Below are 14,542 nucleotides of genomic sequence, written 5' to 3' on the forward strand. Positions count from 1 at the left end.
CCCGATAATCGGGGTTTATCGGGCGAAAAGTGACCCCGCGTCGGTGTTGCGGCGGGCCCGGTGGGTTCTGGCGATGAGCCCCTGATTGGATATAGCGTGGCGCCATGGAGCCCGTACCAGAGCCCCGGATTTGGCGAATTCTCTGGAGTCACCCATGATCCACACGGACAAGCTGACCAAAACTTTCGTCGTGAAGAAGGAAACGGTAGAAGCCGTCAAGGGAGTCGACATCAATGTTGCCCCGGGCGAGCTTGTGGCTTGCCTTGGCCCGAACGGCGCCGGCACGTCCACCACCCTGCGGATGCTGACCACATTGCTGCGGCCAACCTCGGGCACGGCCACCGTGGCAGGGGTGGACGTCTCCGCGGACCCCGCCGGCGTGCGAGCCCGGATCGGCTACATCGGCCAGGGCAACGGCGGCGGCCACAGCCGATCTGATTTCCGAACGCGTGATCGTCATCGACCACGGCCAGATCATCGCCGATGACACGGCAGCCCGGCTCAAGGCCAACCTCGCCGGCGACCTTCTCGCGGTCGAAGTGGCGGCGGATTCGGCCCCCGGCGTGCGCGGGCTCCTGGGCCGTGCCGCCGCGGGCGGTGAGGTCAATGAATTTGCCTACGACGGCGTGGTCCGCTTCCGCCTGCGGCTCACCGAAGGCGCACGGCTGGCGCCGGCGCTGCTGCAACAAATGCACGACGCCGGCGCTCCCGCCCAGTCCCTGGAGCTGAAACCGCCCACCCTGGACGAAGTGTTTCTGGAACTGACCGGCCGCAACCTGCGGGAAGGAGCAAACCGCTGATGACTGTGCAAAGCCCTCCGGATGTCAGGAGGAAACCCAGCCTCGGCCAGGTCCTTCGCGACACGAAGTACGTGTTCTGGCGCGAAATGCTGCTGCCGCTCCGGGATCCGTTCTCGTTGGTTTTTTCGTTGCTCCAGCCGCTCGTGTTCCTGGGACTCTTCGGCCCCCTGCTCGCGCGGCGGTGGGGGCGCCGGGATTTGGGGGCCAGTCCACCCTCCAGTGGTTCCTGCCCGGCGTCGTGGTCATGATTGCCCTGTTCGGCACGTCCATGACCGGCTCCAACCTCCAGTACGAACTGATGACCGGTTCGTACGAAAGGATCTTGGCCACACCCCTGTCCCGCTCTTCCCTGATGATCGGGCGGGCGCTGAAGGAGTGGGCTCCGCTGGTGGTGCAGGGGCTGTTGATCGCCCTGGTCTGCATCCCCTTCGGTTTTGTTTTCTACCCGCTGCACGTGCTGTTCGGCCTGGTCATCCTGGGCATTTTCGGCATCGGGCTGGGAGCCCTCTCCTACGCGCTGGCGCTCGTCTCGCAGAACAAGGAGTGGATCTTCTGGGGCGTGCAGCAGACGCTGCTCTTCCCGCTGATGATCCTCTCCGGCATCATGCTGCCCATCGAGGCCGGGCCAGAGTGGATGAAGACTGACAGCCTCTTCAACCACCTGACCTACCTGGTCAACGCCGAGCGGGAACTATTCGCCGGCGGCGTCGGGACCGACACGCTCCTGGGCCTCCTCGCCGCATCGGTGACGGCCGCCGTCGGGCTCGTTGTGGGCGTGCGGGCCATCAACCGCAACATCTGCTAACGCCCGCCCTGATGCATCGCGGGGTCACTTTTCGCCCGATAAACCTCGATTATCGGGCAAGGAGTGACCCCGCGTTGCTCTAGGAGCGGCGGACTCGTTTGATTCTGGCGATGGGCTCCTGGAATCCGTCGGCGAGGTCGTCTGCGTTCGGCTTGAAGTAGGACCACCCAGCGTTGAGGAAGAATTCGTCTCGGCGATTATCGCGTGACTGCTGTTCCCTTGATCGGTGGTGCGCGCCGTCGTACTGCACCGCGATCCGGTACTTTCGGTAACCAAGGTCCGCTGCGGGCGACCTCGGATTGTCGGGATCAAGCCGGAGCTGCAATTCGGGTTCAGGCAGGTGCGCGTCCACTAGCGCCAGCCGAAGGAACGTTTCCGGGAACGAATCTGACCCTACTTGCATCTCATCCAACGCCAGCCGCGCCTTTTCGACGCCTTTCATGTTGGGATGCTGCCGGATCAAGAGGCGCAGGCCTTCTTTATAGGCAAACGGCACGCTGCGGAACTCAAACTCCGGCCGTGGAGTGCGGATCAGTTGGTCTCCCATGGCCACGAGATATCGCAAGGGCAGCTCGTGGGCCAGGTCGAGCCACGTCCGGGCGGGCCCGCTGACCCTGATCCCGTCAATCTCCACGACTTCGCCCGGAATCGCATGGACGCGGTGACCGATGATGCCGGCCCGGCGAACCCGGGGCAATCCGTGCGGCTTGCTGAGGTGGACGCGCGGCTCCAGGCCCAGCCAGGGAGGAAGGCCCAAATCGAAGAAAACCGCCGCCGTCTCGTGGGAAACCCAAGCGTCCGGGGTGGCGGCGCAAAGCACGCGGGCCCGATCAATCAGCGAAACGTCCCGGCCGGCGTGCGCGCGAATCAGACGCCCGGCGCCAACCAGGTCCTTCGCGTGCAAACGCTTTGGTCCAACTCCCAGGGCCCGTGCCTGATAGACCGTGAAAGGACCCTTGGCGAGATCCTCGGGGAGCGGCTTCGCAGTAACCATGGCACCAGTTTGCACTCTCCCAGGAATACCTTCAGAAGTTATCCACAGGACAACCTCACACCCAGCAACGCGGGGTCACTCCCTGCCCAAAGAACCCGGATTATCGGGCGAAAAGTGACCCCGCGTTGCTTGTCAGAGGCCCAGCCTGGCCACGGCTTCCTCGCGCATCTCCACTTTGCGGATCTTCCCGGAAACGGTCATGGGAAAGCTTTCCCGGACGTCCACGTAACGCGGGATCTTGTAGTGGGCCAGCTTGCCCCGGCAGAAATCCGCAATTGAAGCCGCGTCCAGCGGTTCCGCGCCCGGCTTGAGGATGATGCAGGCCATCAGTTCCTCGCCGTACCTGGCATCGGGAACCCCGATCACCTGCACGTCCTGGATGGAGGGGTGGCTGTACAGGAACTCCTCGATCTCGCGCGGGTAGATGTTTTCGCCGCCGCGGATCACCAGGTCCTTGATCCGGCCTTCGATCACCACGTAGCCCTCGTCGTCCATGCGGGCGAGGTCACCGGTGTGCATCCAGCGGTGGGCGTCGATGGCTTCCGCGGTCTTGTCCGGCTGGGCCCAGTACCCGGCCATCACTGCGTAACCCCGAGTGCACAGCTCGCCGATCTCGCCGCGCTCCAGCACCTCGCCGGTGCCAGGGTCCACGATCTGGCTCTCCAGGCTTGGCATGGTGCGGCCCACGGTCTCGGTGCGGTGCTGCAGGGTGTCACCGTTCCGCGTCATGGTGGACACCGGGGAGGTCTCGGTCATGCCGTAGCAAATAGCCACATCCACCATGTGCATCTCCAAGATCACCCGCTTCATCACGTCGATGGGGCACACCGATCCCGCCATGACACCGGTCCGGAGCGTGGCCAGGTCATAGGAGGCAAAGTCCGGCAGCGCAAGCTCGGCGATGAACATGGTGGGCACGCCGTACAGCGACGTCCCGCCGAAGTCCTGGACCGCCTCCAGCGCGGCCGCCGGCGTGAAGCCGCGGCCGGGGATGATGGTGGCCGCACCATGGCTGAGGGCGGCCAGGTTTCCGATCACCATCCCGAAGCAGTGGTAGAACGGCACCGGAATCACCACCCGGTCGTGCTCGGTGTAGCCCAGCAGTTCACCAATGGAGTAGCCGTTGTTCAGGATGTTGTGGTGCGTCAGCGTCGCGCCCTTGGGGAAACCCGTGGTCCCGGACGTGTACTGCAGGTTGATGGGATCGTGCGGGTCCAGCTCCGCCATCCGCGCCTTCAGGCCGGAATGCCCGACGGCGTCAGCCCGCTTGAGCAGCTCGGCGTACGTCAGTTCCCCGTCACGTTGGGGGTCACCGGCGTCGAGCCCGTCCATGCCGTAATCCGGCAGGAACACCAGTTCCCGCATGTCCGGACAGCCGGCGAGCGCCTGCCGCGCCATCCCCACATAGTCGCTGTTCCGGTCCGACGGTGCCGTGAACAGCATCCGCATGCCGTTCTGCTTCACCACAAACTCCAGCTCGTGGCTCCGGTAGGCCGGGTTCACATTGACCAGGATGGCGCCTGCCTTCGCGGTGGCGTACTGCAGCAGCGTCCACTCGGCGCAGTTCGGGCTCCAGATGCCCACCCGGTCCCCCTTGGCCACGCCCGAGGCGAGGAGCGCACGCGCGAGGCGATCGACGTCGTCGTTCATTTTTGTGTAGCTCCAGCGTCGGGCGTCAGCGCCCGGAACCGGCGCGGCCTCGATCAGCGCGTCGTGGAAGGGGAACCGGGCCACTACCCGCTCGAAGTTCCGGCCGATGGTTTCCTCGAGGAGCAGGACGTCAGTGTCCCCGGCTGTGTAAGCGCGCATGCTGGCACGCTACCGTCTGGCCCCCCGCAATGAAAGCGCAATAGGAGGGTGTCCGCGCGTAAACAGGGCGGGCCTGCAGGCCGGGTCCCGGTATTGTGAAATCCATGAGTGCACCCATCGACCTGCAGGCAACGTTCATCCCCAACGACGGCGAGTTCTTCCGTGTGAAGCTCGCCCTGGAAATCGCCATCGACGAGGTGGTCAACGAAGCCGGCTGCATCCGCTACGAGCTGACCGAAGCCACCGAAGAGAAGCTGGTCCTCACCGAACAATGGGAATCCGAGGAACTGCTTGCCAAGCACTCCAAGGGCACCGCCGTCCAGGACCTGAACGAATCCCTGAGCGCGCTGCTGGCCGAACCCGTGCAGCTGGTTCGCCTGTAACCTTCCGCAAACCACAACGCGGGGTCACATTTCGCCCAAAGAACCGAAGTTATTGGGCGAAATGTGACCCCGCGTTGTTTTAAGAAGGGACTACGCCTCGGGAATCTGCGTGCCGTCCTGCGGGCCCGACGTCTTTCCGGCGGTGGCCGGGTTGCCTTCCGCAGCGGCTGCGGCTTCTGCCTGCGAGCGCGCCACGTGAGCGTGGACTTCGTCCATGTCGAGGGCCTTCACCGCGTCAACAACCTGCTCCAGCTGCTGGGCGTTCAGGGCACCCGGCTGGGAGAAGACCAGGACCTTTTCGCGGAAGGCCATCAGCGTTGGGATGGACGTAATTCCGGCCTCGGCGGCGAGCTGCTGCTGCGCCTCGGTGTCCACCTTCGTGAACAGGACGTCGGAATGCTTCTCGGACACGGCCTTGTACGTGGGCCCGAACTGCTTGCAGGGACCGCACCATTCAGCCCAGAAGTCCACCAGGACAATGTCGTTGCCTTCGATGGTCGATGCGAACTGTTCACCTGTGATATCTACGGTAGCCATGCCTTCAACGGTACGCGAGGCGCCGGCGGATGTCCCGGCCAGGTGGGCCCTGTTCGCTCCCCGCGTCATCGGGAACAGGGGCGCGGGACCGTGTACACCGGGCATTGCGGGGCCTACCCTTGGGGTGATCATCCGCTGGCAGCCGCAAACAGGAGGTTTCATGAACCAGGCAATCTCCACCCACTCCCTGACCAAAAAATTCGGCCGGCGCGAGGTGCTCCACGGGGTGGATTTTGCCGTCGAGGCAGGCTCCGTTTTCGGCATGATCGGCCCCAACGGCGCTGGCAAAACCACCACCATGCGCTGCCTGCTGGACATCATCCGCCCGGACTCCGGCGAGGTCCGCGTCCTCGGCGAGGACCCCCGGGCGGGCGGCCCGGAGCTCCGCCGGCGGATCGGTTACCTCCCGGGCGAGCTGTTCCTCGAGGGCCGCGTCACGGGCCGGACGCTCCTGGCGCACTACCAGGCCATCAGCGGCCCGGTGGCCGCGGGCAGGATCGATGGCCTGGCCGAACGGCTTGGACTAGACCTGGACCGCCATACGCGCAAGCTGTCCAAGGGCAACAAACAGAAGCTGGGCCTGGTCCAGGCGTTTATGCATGATCCCGAGCTCCTGGTGCTCGATGAGCCCACCAGCGGCCTGGATCCGCTGGTCCAGCAGGAATTCCATGCGATGGTCCGCGAGGCGCAGCACAGGGGCCAGACCATCTTCCTCAGCTCCCACGTCCTCAGCGAGGTCCAGCAGACAGCAGACACGGTGGCGATCCTCCGGGATGGCCGGATCATCGCCGTCGAGTCCGTTACCGGGCTTCGGGAAGGCGCGGTGCGCAGGGTCCGGTTCACCGCGAACGGAATAACAGCGCACGACGCCGGCGCGCTGCTGGGTGGCGTGCCCGGCGTCGGGCACGTGGAGGTGCTGGAGTCCGGCGGCAGCATCACCCTTTCAGCCACCGTGGAGGGGGCCATCCAGCCGCTGGTCAGGGCCCTCGGAACGCTGGAACTGACGGACCTCGTGCTCGAGGAACCGGATCTTGAGGAGTCGGTGCTCAAGATGTATTCAACTCCCGCAGAAGCGAACCCCGCAGTGCCCGGCACCAAGGAGGCCGCGCGATGAGCACCACCACCTTGCCGCTGTTCCGCCGGGCTTTCTTTGACTCGTGGCGCTCCACGGTGGCGTGGGCCGCCGGGCTGGCCGGCGCCACGTTCCTCTACCTGCCGCTGTACCCGTCCATCGGCGGGAGCGCGCAGATGCAGGACATGATCGATGCCCTGCCGGCCGAGATGACGAAGGCCCTGAACTACGACCAGATTGCCACCGGTCCCGGGTATACGCAGGCCACACTGTTCGGGCTGATCGGTTTCCTGCTCATGACCATCGCTTCTGTCGGCTGGGGTGCGGCCGCTGTGGGCGGCGACGAGGAATCCGGCCAGCTGGAGCTGACCCTCGCCCACGGGGTGACCCGGGTCCAGGTGGTGCTCGAACGCGCGCTCTCGCTTTTACTGCGCGTGGTGCTGCTCGCGGCCCTGGTCTTTGTGCTGGTCCGGCTGCTCAATGATTCGGCCCAGCTGGCCATCCGGCCCGAGAACCTCTTCGGCGCAGCAGTGCTGTTTGCCGGGCTGGCACTGCTGAGCGGAACGGCCGCACTGTGCGCCGGGGCCATGTCCGGCAGGCGGACGTACGGGCTGGCCGCGGGAGCCGCCGTCGGCGTTCTTGGTTACGTCTTCAACGCCGTTGGCCGGCAGAGTGCGGACGTGGAGTGGCTGCTGGACCTGAGTCCCTACCACTGGGCCTACGGGAATTCTCCGGTGGTCAACGGTGCGGACTGGGCGGCGGCCGGGTGGCTCTGGGGAATTTCGGCAGCTCTCGTGGCCGTGGCCGCGGTCGCCGTGAACAGGCGCGACGTCGGCACGTAGGTTTCCGGGCTGCCGGCGGCAGGGTGAGGCGGTCAGGCGCGGCCGTGATCCGCGGTCAGGCGCGGTTATCCCGGGTGAGGCTGTCCCACAGATGCGGTGCAGGCGTCCGGCTGCCGGGCAGGGCGTTGGTCTCGCGCCATTCGTGGATCCATTCGGGCAGCACCAGATCTGCCGGGGGCTGCCCGAACTCGCGCAGGATCTCCTCCTGGCTCACGGGTTTGCCCTTGCTGACCAGGCGGGTGGCGATGTAGGCACGCGCGTAAATCTCGCCGTCGGACACCATGCGCTGCTCAAAGTAGATCGCCTTGGCATCCAGGCCGATGATCTTTGTTTCGATGGTGTACTGCTGCCACAGCTGCAGCGACTTCCGGAAGGCGATGGTCTCCCCCGCCGCCACCGGGGTCCAGCCGCGCCGGCGCATCGTCTTCCACACGCCGCTGCGGACCATCAGGTCGAACCGGCCCAGGTCCATGAGGGAAAAGTACATGCCGTTGTTGACGTGCATGGCGATGTCGATGTCGGTGGGCAGAACACGCAGCGGCAGGGACGACGGGTCCCAGATGGTCAGTGCGGGGCGGCGCGCGGACGTGAACAGCATCAGGAGGGTTCGCAGAAGCAGGTGCATGCTCCAATGTTACCCGGCAGTAACTTGCTGACAAGTCCGCAGAAACAGGGCAGCCACGTAGGATGTGGCGCATGACGCAACAACGCTACCGGGACCTGGCCGAGTGGCCGCTGATGGGGACGGCACTGGTTTTCCTGGCGGCCTATGCGTGGCAGGTGATTGGCCGGGTCGAGGGCAGCGGCGCGGAATGGCTTGAGACGCTGATGTGGCTGACGTGGGGTATCTTCGCCCTGGATTACGTCACGAACCTGTGGCTGGCCCGGGAGCGCCGCCGCTGGTTCCTCTGGAACCTGCACGAACTCCTGATCGTTGCCCTTCCGTTCTTCCGGCCGCTGCGTCTGCTCCGGCTGGTCACGCTGCTTTCGGTCCTGCACCGGACCATCGGCGAAACCCTCAGGGGCCGCGTGGTCACGTACGTGGCCGGGTCGGCGGCGCTCCTGGTACTTGTCGGCGCGCTGGCGGTGCTCGACGTTGAACAGTCTGCCCCGGACGCCAAGATCCTGACGTTCGGCGACGCCCTGTGGTGGGCCATCGCCACCATCACCACCGTGGGGTACGGCGATATGTACCCTGTGACGCCGATCGGCAGGATGGTTGCCGCGGCCCTCATGATGAGCGGCATCGCCGTGCTGGGTGTGGTCACGGCATCCATCGCCTCCTGGCTGGTCCAGCGCGTTGAGGAGTCCACGGAAGCTGCCGCGGAGTCCATCGAGGAACCCTTGCGTGCAGAACTGGCCGGCCTGGTCAGGGAGATCGCTGCGCTGCGGCGCGAGGTGGCCGAGCTCAAGGACCGGCCCACCTTGTAGAAATGCCCGACGGGCCGGGCGGCTCGACACCGAGTAGCCCCTCCAGAACAGCGAGTAGATGCTTTCGCGGGGCCAAGTATTCGGCGGCGAAAATCAGGTAACGCCTACTGGTGCAGCGCCTGTCGCCGCTTCCTAGACTCAAATTCGTAAGGCCAAACAAAGTTGCCGGCGCATCCTCCGAGCTGGGGTGGATGATGCCGCTTCATAGTGGAACATCCGTATCTTCTGGGTATGCGGGGGTTCCCATCATGCGCTTCCGTGCGCGGTTCCGTTCAAAGACGGGACCGCGCGGCGCATCACACCTCGATCCGTCCCGCATATGTAGTTTGCGGCGGCCTTGCCGCCTCAGCTGCGGGGCCGACCTGCGACGGGCCACCCATGTACCAGTTGAGTCCAAAAATTCCCGAACCCCCCCGCCGAAATTTCGAAACCGACGTGCCTCGGGTCGAACTCGTGCCTGGCCGCCTGCCGATCAGCAACAAGCTGTGGGCAGGCATGGCCACAGCCGCCGTGATTTCCGCTTTCGGCGTCGGCGCGCTGGCCGGCCCTGTCCCCACGGCAGAGCTGTCGGTGCCCCCGGGAGCCATCACGACGGCGGCCTCTCCAGTTGTGCGGGTTGCCCGGCCTTTGGCCGCGGTGCCATTGGATGCGCCCTATGTTGGGTCCGTTGACTTTGACGGTGCGGCAGCCGGCACCGCGCAGCCGGAAGTCGCAGCTGCGGCGCCCGCGACCCCGGCCGAGGCTCCCCCGCCACCAGCCCCCGAGCCTGCTCCGGCACCCGCGGGCGACACCAACCTATACACAGTGGTTCCCGGCGACACGGTGGGTGGGATTGCGGCCAGGTATGGCGTTGACACGAACGCGATGCTGGCCGCGAACGGGCTGGGCCTCTACAGCATCATCGTCCCGGGCCAAACGCTGAAGCTGACGGGACCCGCCGTCGAAGTTTCCGCTCCAGCCCCGGCGCCGGCCGCGGCTGCACCCGTGGCAGCTTCACCGGCCTACGTCCCTGCCCCGGCTCCAGTCCAGGCCGCACCCGCTGTCCGCACCATCTATGTCGCGGGCGCTGGCGGACAGTCCATGGTGGACGCCTGCATCGGGCCAATCCATTTCACACCCAACGACGGCTACTCGCTCTTCATCACGGAGCATGACTTCTGCGGCGGGTGGGCGCGCTTCTCCGGCATTGGCGTGGGCGAGACCATCAGCATCCCGGGCTACGGGACGTACACCGCGACAGCCAGGGGCCAGGTCCCCAACCCGGGAACCACCAACGACGTCATAGCTGTTTTCGGCGGGTTCCCCCGGGCCATCCTGCAGACCTGCATCCCCGGGACCAACCAGATGCTGCTGATCGCGCTGAACTAGGCTCCGGCCCAGTTCGCGGGCCTGGCCGTGTTCGTGGTCCGGCATTTCAGAAGCTTGTTCGCGGTTCCGAACCTTCAAGGCAAGGAGCCGCGAACAAGGCCATGCGGGAATCAACCAGATTATGCAGACATCGGGTGGCGTTCGGAAATGTGCTCCACCAGTTCGCCCACGCGCTCCTCGGTGTAGTTGCGCGCAATATCGCCCTGGCTGATGATGCCGACCATCTTGTGGTCGACTATGACCGGGAGCCTCCGGACCTGGTGCCGCTCCATGATTTCGATGGCTGCGTCAACACTGGCATCGGCGTCAACCCAGTAGGGCTTGCCGATGGCCAGTTCGCTGGCCAGCATCTCGCGGGGATCAAGGCCGGCAGCAACGCACCTCAGCACGATGTCGCGGTCGGTGATCATGCCCTTCAACTTGCCGTCATCGCCGCAGATCGGCAGCGATCCACAATCCAGATCCAACATCATCCGAGCGGCATCTGCGAGGGACTGATGCTCCTTAATACACTGTGCATCCGTGGTCATAAATTCACGTACAACGCTCATTGGTTCTCCTTCATCGAGTGATATATCGACGCAAGGCATCGGGGACATATGCGCCGATGGTGCCAGCCTACGCCGGGGTAAACGCTGATGTCGACGACGGTTTCTTGGCTGACGTCCGGCGCTGCTTTTCCCCCGCTCCGTGGTCCAACCCCCCGGTAACGCCGGGGGGAACGGACCATGCGGCGGGGAAAACCTGAAGGCCCGCCGGGGAGTTGCGGACCAGCCAGACTCCGGGACTCGCGGCCTCCGGGCACAAAGTCTTCGGGTACAAAAAAGCCTCCGGAACCTGGTGGTTCCGGAGGCCTTTCCTTGGGTGGCAGATGAGGGATTCGAACCCCCGTAGGCGTTGCCAGCTGATTTACAGTCAGCCCCCTTTGGCCGCTCGGGTAATCTGCCGAACTTCAAAAGAAGATCACCCCCGGCTGCAGTGGTCAGAACGTCCGTTTCCGGGCCGTTCCGCTTCCAGTAACCGCGGGCAAGACAACTTTACAGAACTTCTGCCGAAACATCGAATCGAGCCGCCAAGCGGTTCGAAAGCAGCCCAAAAGGCCCGCAATTCAGAGGATTTCGATGGCGGATCAGGCGTCGCCGAGAATCCGTCCGGCCAGCCTTGCCTCGAACTTGATGGCCTGCTCCTCGGTGATCTGGTTCAGCTGGACCGCCCGCAGCAGATCCTCACTCACACCGTCCATGCGGGCCGCGGCGTCCGGGACAGGGCTGAAGATGATGGAGGCGGCGATGGCTGCTGCGGCAACTGAGGTTGCGGCGGTGGCCACGGCACCGGCGGCTGCGGCGGTGGTTCGGGTGACGTAACGGACGGCGGTGCGTGGCATGGTGTTCCCTTTCGAGCTACTTCCGACTCGTTCAACTCTCCATCGCCCGGCTTCGTTCCCGCAGTGCGTCCGCTATGAGGGAACTGTGAATCCGGAAACATGCCGAATCCACAACGGCGCCCCAACCGCCACAGCGCCACAGCCGGGCGATCCGTATTAGGCTGGAATGCAGAGATCCACGCCCTGCAGAGCCAATTACAGGGCACCACCGGCACAAGGAGAATCATGGCAGGCGAGTCAACGTTCGACGTCGTAAGCAAAGTGGACAAGCAGGAAGTGGCCAACGCACTGAACCAGGCACAGAAAGAACTGGTCCAGCGCTACGACTTCAAGGGCGTCGGCGCCGAGGTCGAATTCAGCGGCGAGAAGATCCTCATGAAGGCGAACTCAGAGGAACGCGTCCTGGCCGTGCTGGACGTCCTCCAGTCCAAGCTGATCCGCCGCGGCATCTCCCTGAAGTCCCTGGACACCGGCGAGCCGTACCCGTCCGGCAAGGAATTCCGCCTGGAAGCCTCCATCAAGGAAGGCATTGAGCAGGACCTGGCCAAGAAGATCAACAAACTGATCCGCGACGAGGGCCCCAAGGGCGTCAAATCCCAGATCCAGGGCGACGAACTCCGCGTCTCATCCAAGTCCCGCGATGACCTGCAGGCCGTCATGGCACTGCTGAAAGACTTTGACGAGGCAGACCTGCAGTTCGTCAACTTCCGCAGCTAGCCAACCAAGCCCTCGTTTTCGAGGCGCAAAAATCCTGCCGCTGACAAAAAACGCCGGCGCTACCTGAGTACGGGCCGCGCCTGCGTTTTTGCGTGTCCCGCGTGATTTTCAACGTCACCAATGAGCATGCCACTGCGCAGAAAGTACGACGTCGGCGCCCCTGTCGGTCAGCTTTCCTCAGGTCAGCGGCCGGCCGGCAATCCGTTCCAGCCGGGCGATCCGTTCCTTCATCGGCGGGTGGGTGGCGAACAGCTTGGTCATCGCCCCGCCGCGGAAGGGATTGGCGATCATCAGGTGCGAGGTGTTGACCAGCTTCTGCTCCTGCGGCAGCGGCGCGATGCGCACCCCCTGCTCAATCTTGCGCAGGGCGGAGGCGAGCGCCAGCGGATCGCCGGTGAGCTCCGAGCCGTCCTCGTCGGCGTCGTACTCGCGGGTCCTGGAGATGGCGAGCTGGATCAGGGACGCCGCGAACGGCGCCAAAAGTGCCATCGCCAGCATGGCCAGCGGGTTGGAGTTGCGCCGGTCGCCGCCGAAAAACAGCAACATCTGGCCCACGGACGTGATGACGCCGGCTACCGCGGCCGCCACCGAGGACGTGAGGATGTCGCGGTTGTACACGTGCATCAGCTCGTGCCCCAGGACCCCGCGCAGCTCCCGGGCATCGAGCAGCTGCAGGATCCCCTCGGTGCAGCACACGGCGGCGTTTTTGGGGTTCCGGCCGGTGGCGAATGCGTTCGGGTTCATGGTGGGTGAGAGGTAGATGCGCGGCATCGGCTGGTTCGCCCGGACCGAGAGTTCCCGGACAATCTGGTAGAGCTGTGGCGCCTGGGCTTCCGTGACGGGGTAGGCCTGCATGGAACGGATGGCGATCTTGTCGCTGTTCCAGTAGCCGTAGGCCGTGGTGGCCACGCCGATCAGGGCCATGATCCAGATGGGCGCTGCACTGCGGGTATTGATCCCGATCAGGCCGCCCAGGCCCAGGAGCACCGCCCACAGAACGCCAAAGAGCGCCGCAGTTTTCAGGCCGTTGTAATGCTTGTGCACGTCCACTCCTCCACGTCGCCCTGACAAAGTCACCCCCACACCGCAGGGTCCTACGGCACCGGGTCGCGGGCATCGTACTTCCGGAAGCCCGGCTGCAGCTGTGCCGCCAGCCAGGCCACCGCGATGCACAAAACCCCGCCCAGAAGCAGGACCCAGCCCTCACTCAAAATCTTAGTCCCGGCGCCTGCCAGCAGGTCACCCACGCGCGGGCCGCCGGCCACCACCACAACGAAAACCCCCTGGAGCCGCCCGCGCAGGTGGTCCGGCGCAGCGGCCTGCAGGATGGTGTTGCGGAAGACGGCACTGATGGAGTCCGCGATTCCAGCCAGCGCGCAGCACAAAGCTGCCGGGACCAGCCAAACTGTGGCCCCGCCGTCGTCCGTCCGTCCTGCCAGGAGCACCACCACGCCGAAGCCGGCAATCGAGGCGCCCCAGCCCATCACCGACCACACCACCGCACTTCCCTGCCACCGGACATGGCCCAGCGGCCCGGAAAAGAGGCCAGCCAGGAACGCGCCCACCGCGCTCGAGGCGAGCAGGATGCCCACCGTGGCTTCGCCGCCGCCGATCATCAGGGCAGCGATGGCCGGCATCAGCGCGCGGGGCTGGGCGAGGATCATGGCCACGAGGTCGATGATGAAGGTCATCCGCAGGTTGGGCCGGGTGCCCAGGAACCGGAACCCTTCGACGACGGACCGGATCCCGGCCCGCCCGGCAGTTCCCGAAGGCGGCATGGACGGCAGCCTGAACACCGCCCAGAGAACAAACGCGAAGCTGATGAAGTCGATGGTGTACGTCCAGCCGAAGCCCACCCACGCCACCAGGACGCCCGCCAGCAGGGGGCCCACTGTCAAGGCCAGACCGAACGACATCATGCTGAGCGCGTTGGCCGCGGGAAGCAGTTCCTTGCGGATAAGCGTGGGGATGATGGCACTGCGTGCCGGCTGGTTGATGGCCTGGGCACCGCTTTGCAGCGCCACCAGGAGGTAGAGGACCCAGACGTTTCCCAGCTGCAGCCAGGACTGCAGCGCGATCAGGCCCGTGGTCAGCCACAGGACAGAGGTTGCCAGGAGCGCCACCGAGCGGCGGTTGTGGGAATCGGCAATGGACCCGCCCAGCAGGCCGCCGAACACCAGCGGCACCAGCGCAAAAACGCCCAGCAGGCCCACATAGAAACTGTCCTGCGTGAGCCGATACACCTCCAGGCTCACGGCCACCAGCGTTAGCTGGCTTCCCACGGCCGAAACGGCGGAACCCAGCCAGAGCCGGCGGAAGGCCGGGCTCTCCCGGAGCGGTGTGATATCGGCCAGCAGTTTCCCCACCCTGCAACCCTAATGGGGCGGCGGTGTCCTGTTC

16 protein-coding genes, 1 tRNA gene and 1 pseudogene are annotated in these 14,542 nt (G+C 65.2%); 9 read left to right on the forward strand and 9 right to left on the reverse strand.

Annotated features, from left to right (window positions below; all coding sequences use genetic code 11):
* Nucleotides 1-154: 154 nt before the first annotated feature.
* From ACZY0Q_RS07305 to ACZY0Q_RS07315, 3 genes and pseudogenes are all read left to right on the forward strand, one after another.
* On the forward strand, nt 155-487 hold the full coding sequence (locus ACZY0Q_RS07305; RefSeq protein WP_463915478.1) for an ATP-binding cassette domain-containing protein: 333 nt from the start codon (nt 155-157) through the stop codon (nt 485-487).
* Nucleotides 450-800 (forward strand): ATP-binding protein DrrA1-3 family domain-containing protein, encoded by a 351-nt coding sequence (locus ACZY0Q_RS07310; RefSeq protein ID WP_463915480.1) that lies wholly within the window; start codon nt 450-452, stop codon nt 798-800. Before ACZY0Q_RS07305 ends, ACZY0Q_RS07310 begins: the two co-directional genes overlap by 38 nt.
* Nucleotides 800-1,605: pseudogene (locus ACZY0Q_RS07315) on the forward strand (ABC transporter permease). The gene ACZY0Q_RS07310 and the pseudogene ACZY0Q_RS07315 overlap by 1 nt, the downstream one beginning before the upstream one ends.
* A 79-nt stretch (nt 1,606-1,684) precedes the next feature.
* Here ACZY0Q_RS07315 and ACZY0Q_RS07320 read toward each other — a convergent pair.
* Nucleotides 1,685-2,599, reverse strand: coding sequence for a hypothetical protein (locus ACZY0Q_RS07320; RefSeq protein WP_463915481.1), 915 nt, complete (start codon nt 2,597-2,599; stop codon nt 1,685-1,687).
* 132 nt (nt 2,600-2,731) lie between these two features.
* On the reverse strand, nt 2,732-4,408 hold the full coding sequence (locus tag ACZY0Q_RS07325) for an AMP-binding protein (protein WP_463915482.1): 1,677 nt from the start codon (nt 4,406-4,408) through the stop codon (nt 2,732-2,734).
* 104 nt (nt 4,409-4,512) lie between these two features.
* Here ACZY0Q_RS07325 and ACZY0Q_RS07330 point away from each other — a divergent pair, with 104 nt between their 5' ends.
* Entirely contained in the window at nt 4,513-4,791 is a 279-nt protein-coding gene (locus ACZY0Q_RS07330; protein ID WP_463915484.1) for a putative quinol monooxygenase, read from the forward strand.
* 90 nt (nt 4,792-4,881) lie between these two features.
* Here ACZY0Q_RS07330 and trxA read toward each other — a convergent pair whose 3' ends face one another.
* The gene (gene trxA, locus ACZY0Q_RS07335; protein WP_463915485.1) at nt 4,882-5,328 is read right to left on the reverse strand and encodes a thioredoxin; all 447 of its coding nucleotides are present in this window, start codon (nt 5,326-5,328) and stop codon (nt 4,882-4,884) included.
* 160 nt (nt 5,329-5,488) lie between these two features.
* Between trxA and ACZY0Q_RS07340 the strand changes: the two genes are divergently transcribed.
* Both ACZY0Q_RS07340 and ACZY0Q_RS07345 read left to right on the forward strand, forming a co-directional pair.
* On the forward strand, nt 5,489-6,442 hold the full coding sequence (locus tag ACZY0Q_RS07340; RefSeq protein ID WP_463915486.1) for an ABC transporter ATP-binding protein: 954 nt from the start codon (nt 5,489-5,491) through the stop codon (nt 6,440-6,442).
* Nucleotides 6,439-7,242 (forward strand): ABC transporter permease subunit, encoded by an 804-nt coding sequence (locus ACZY0Q_RS07345; protein WP_463915488.1) that lies wholly within the window; start codon nt 6,439-6,441, stop codon nt 7,240-7,242. Before ACZY0Q_RS07340 ends, ACZY0Q_RS07345 begins: the two co-directional genes overlap by 4 nt.
* A 55-nt stretch (nt 7,243-7,297) precedes the next feature.
* Here ACZY0Q_RS07345 and ACZY0Q_RS07350 read toward each other — a convergent pair whose 3' ends face one another.
* Nucleotides 7,298-7,867, reverse strand: coding sequence for an acyl-CoA thioesterase (locus tag ACZY0Q_RS07350; RefSeq protein WP_463915489.1), 570 nt, complete (start codon nt 7,865-7,867; stop codon nt 7,298-7,300).
* Between the two features lie 71 nt (nt 7,868-7,938).
* Here ACZY0Q_RS07350 and ACZY0Q_RS07355 point away from each other — a divergent pair, with 71 nt between their 5' ends.
* Together ACZY0Q_RS07355 and ACZY0Q_RS07360 are read left to right on the forward strand one after the other, a co-directional pair.
* On the forward strand, nt 7,939-8,673 hold the full coding sequence (locus ACZY0Q_RS07355; protein ID WP_463915491.1) for a potassium channel family protein: 735 nt from the start codon (nt 7,939-7,941) through the stop codon (nt 8,671-8,673).
* 378 nt (nt 8,674-9,051) lie between these two features.
* Entirely contained in the window at nt 9,052-10,041 is a 990-nt protein-coding gene (locus ACZY0Q_RS07360; protein ID WP_463915493.1) for a LysM peptidoglycan-binding domain-containing protein, read from the forward strand.
* A gap of 119 nt (nt 10,042-10,160) precedes the next feature.
* On the opposite strand, the gene ACZY0Q_RS07365 is transcribed toward ACZY0Q_RS07360, so the two are convergent.
* The 3 genes from ACZY0Q_RS07365 to ACZY0Q_RS07375 all read right to left on the reverse strand — a co-directional run bounded on the left by ACZY0Q_RS07365 (nt 10,161) and on the right by ACZY0Q_RS07375 (nt 11,425).
* Nucleotides 10,161-10,592 (reverse strand): CBS domain-containing protein, encoded by a 432-nt coding sequence (locus tag ACZY0Q_RS07365; RefSeq protein ID WP_463915494.1) that lies wholly within the window; start codon nt 10,590-10,592, stop codon nt 10,161-10,163.
* A gap of 314 nt (nt 10,593-10,906) precedes the next feature.
* Nucleotides 10,907-10,988, reverse strand: a tRNA-Tyr gene (locus tag ACZY0Q_RS07370).
* A 182-nt stretch (nt 10,989-11,170) separates the two neighbouring features.
* Nucleotides 11,171-11,425, reverse strand: coding sequence for a hypothetical protein (locus ACZY0Q_RS07375; protein ID WP_463915496.1), 255 nt, complete (start codon nt 11,423-11,425; stop codon nt 11,171-11,173).
* Nucleotides 11,426-11,650: 225 nt separating this feature from the next.
* Here ACZY0Q_RS07375 and ACZY0Q_RS07380 point away from each other — a divergent pair, with 225 nt between their 5' ends.
* The gene (locus ACZY0Q_RS07380) at nt 11,651-12,142 is read left to right on the forward strand and encodes a YajQ family cyclic di-GMP-binding protein (protein WP_463915498.1); all 492 of its coding nucleotides are present in this window, start codon (nt 11,651-11,653) and stop codon (nt 12,140-12,142) included.
* 177 nt (nt 12,143-12,319) lie between these two features.
* Here ACZY0Q_RS07380 and htpX read toward each other — a convergent pair whose 3' ends face one another.
* Nucleotides 12,320-13,186 carry a zinc metalloprotease HtpX gene (gene htpX, locus ACZY0Q_RS07385; RefSeq protein ID WP_463915500.1) on the reverse strand — a complete coding sequence of 289 codons (867 nt, stop codon included), beginning with the start codon at nt 13,184-13,186 and terminating at the stop codon, nt 12,320-12,322.
* Between the two features lie 50 nt (nt 13,187-13,236).
* Nucleotides 13,237-14,508 carry an MFS transporter gene (locus tag ACZY0Q_RS07390; protein ID WP_463915501.1) on the reverse strand — a complete coding sequence of 424 codons (1,272 nt, stop codon included), beginning with the start codon at nt 14,506-14,508 and terminating at the stop codon, nt 13,237-13,239.
* Between the last annotated feature and the right edge of the window lie 34 nt (nt 14,509-14,542).

Source organism: Pseudarthrobacter lactosi (assembly GCF_055412785.1).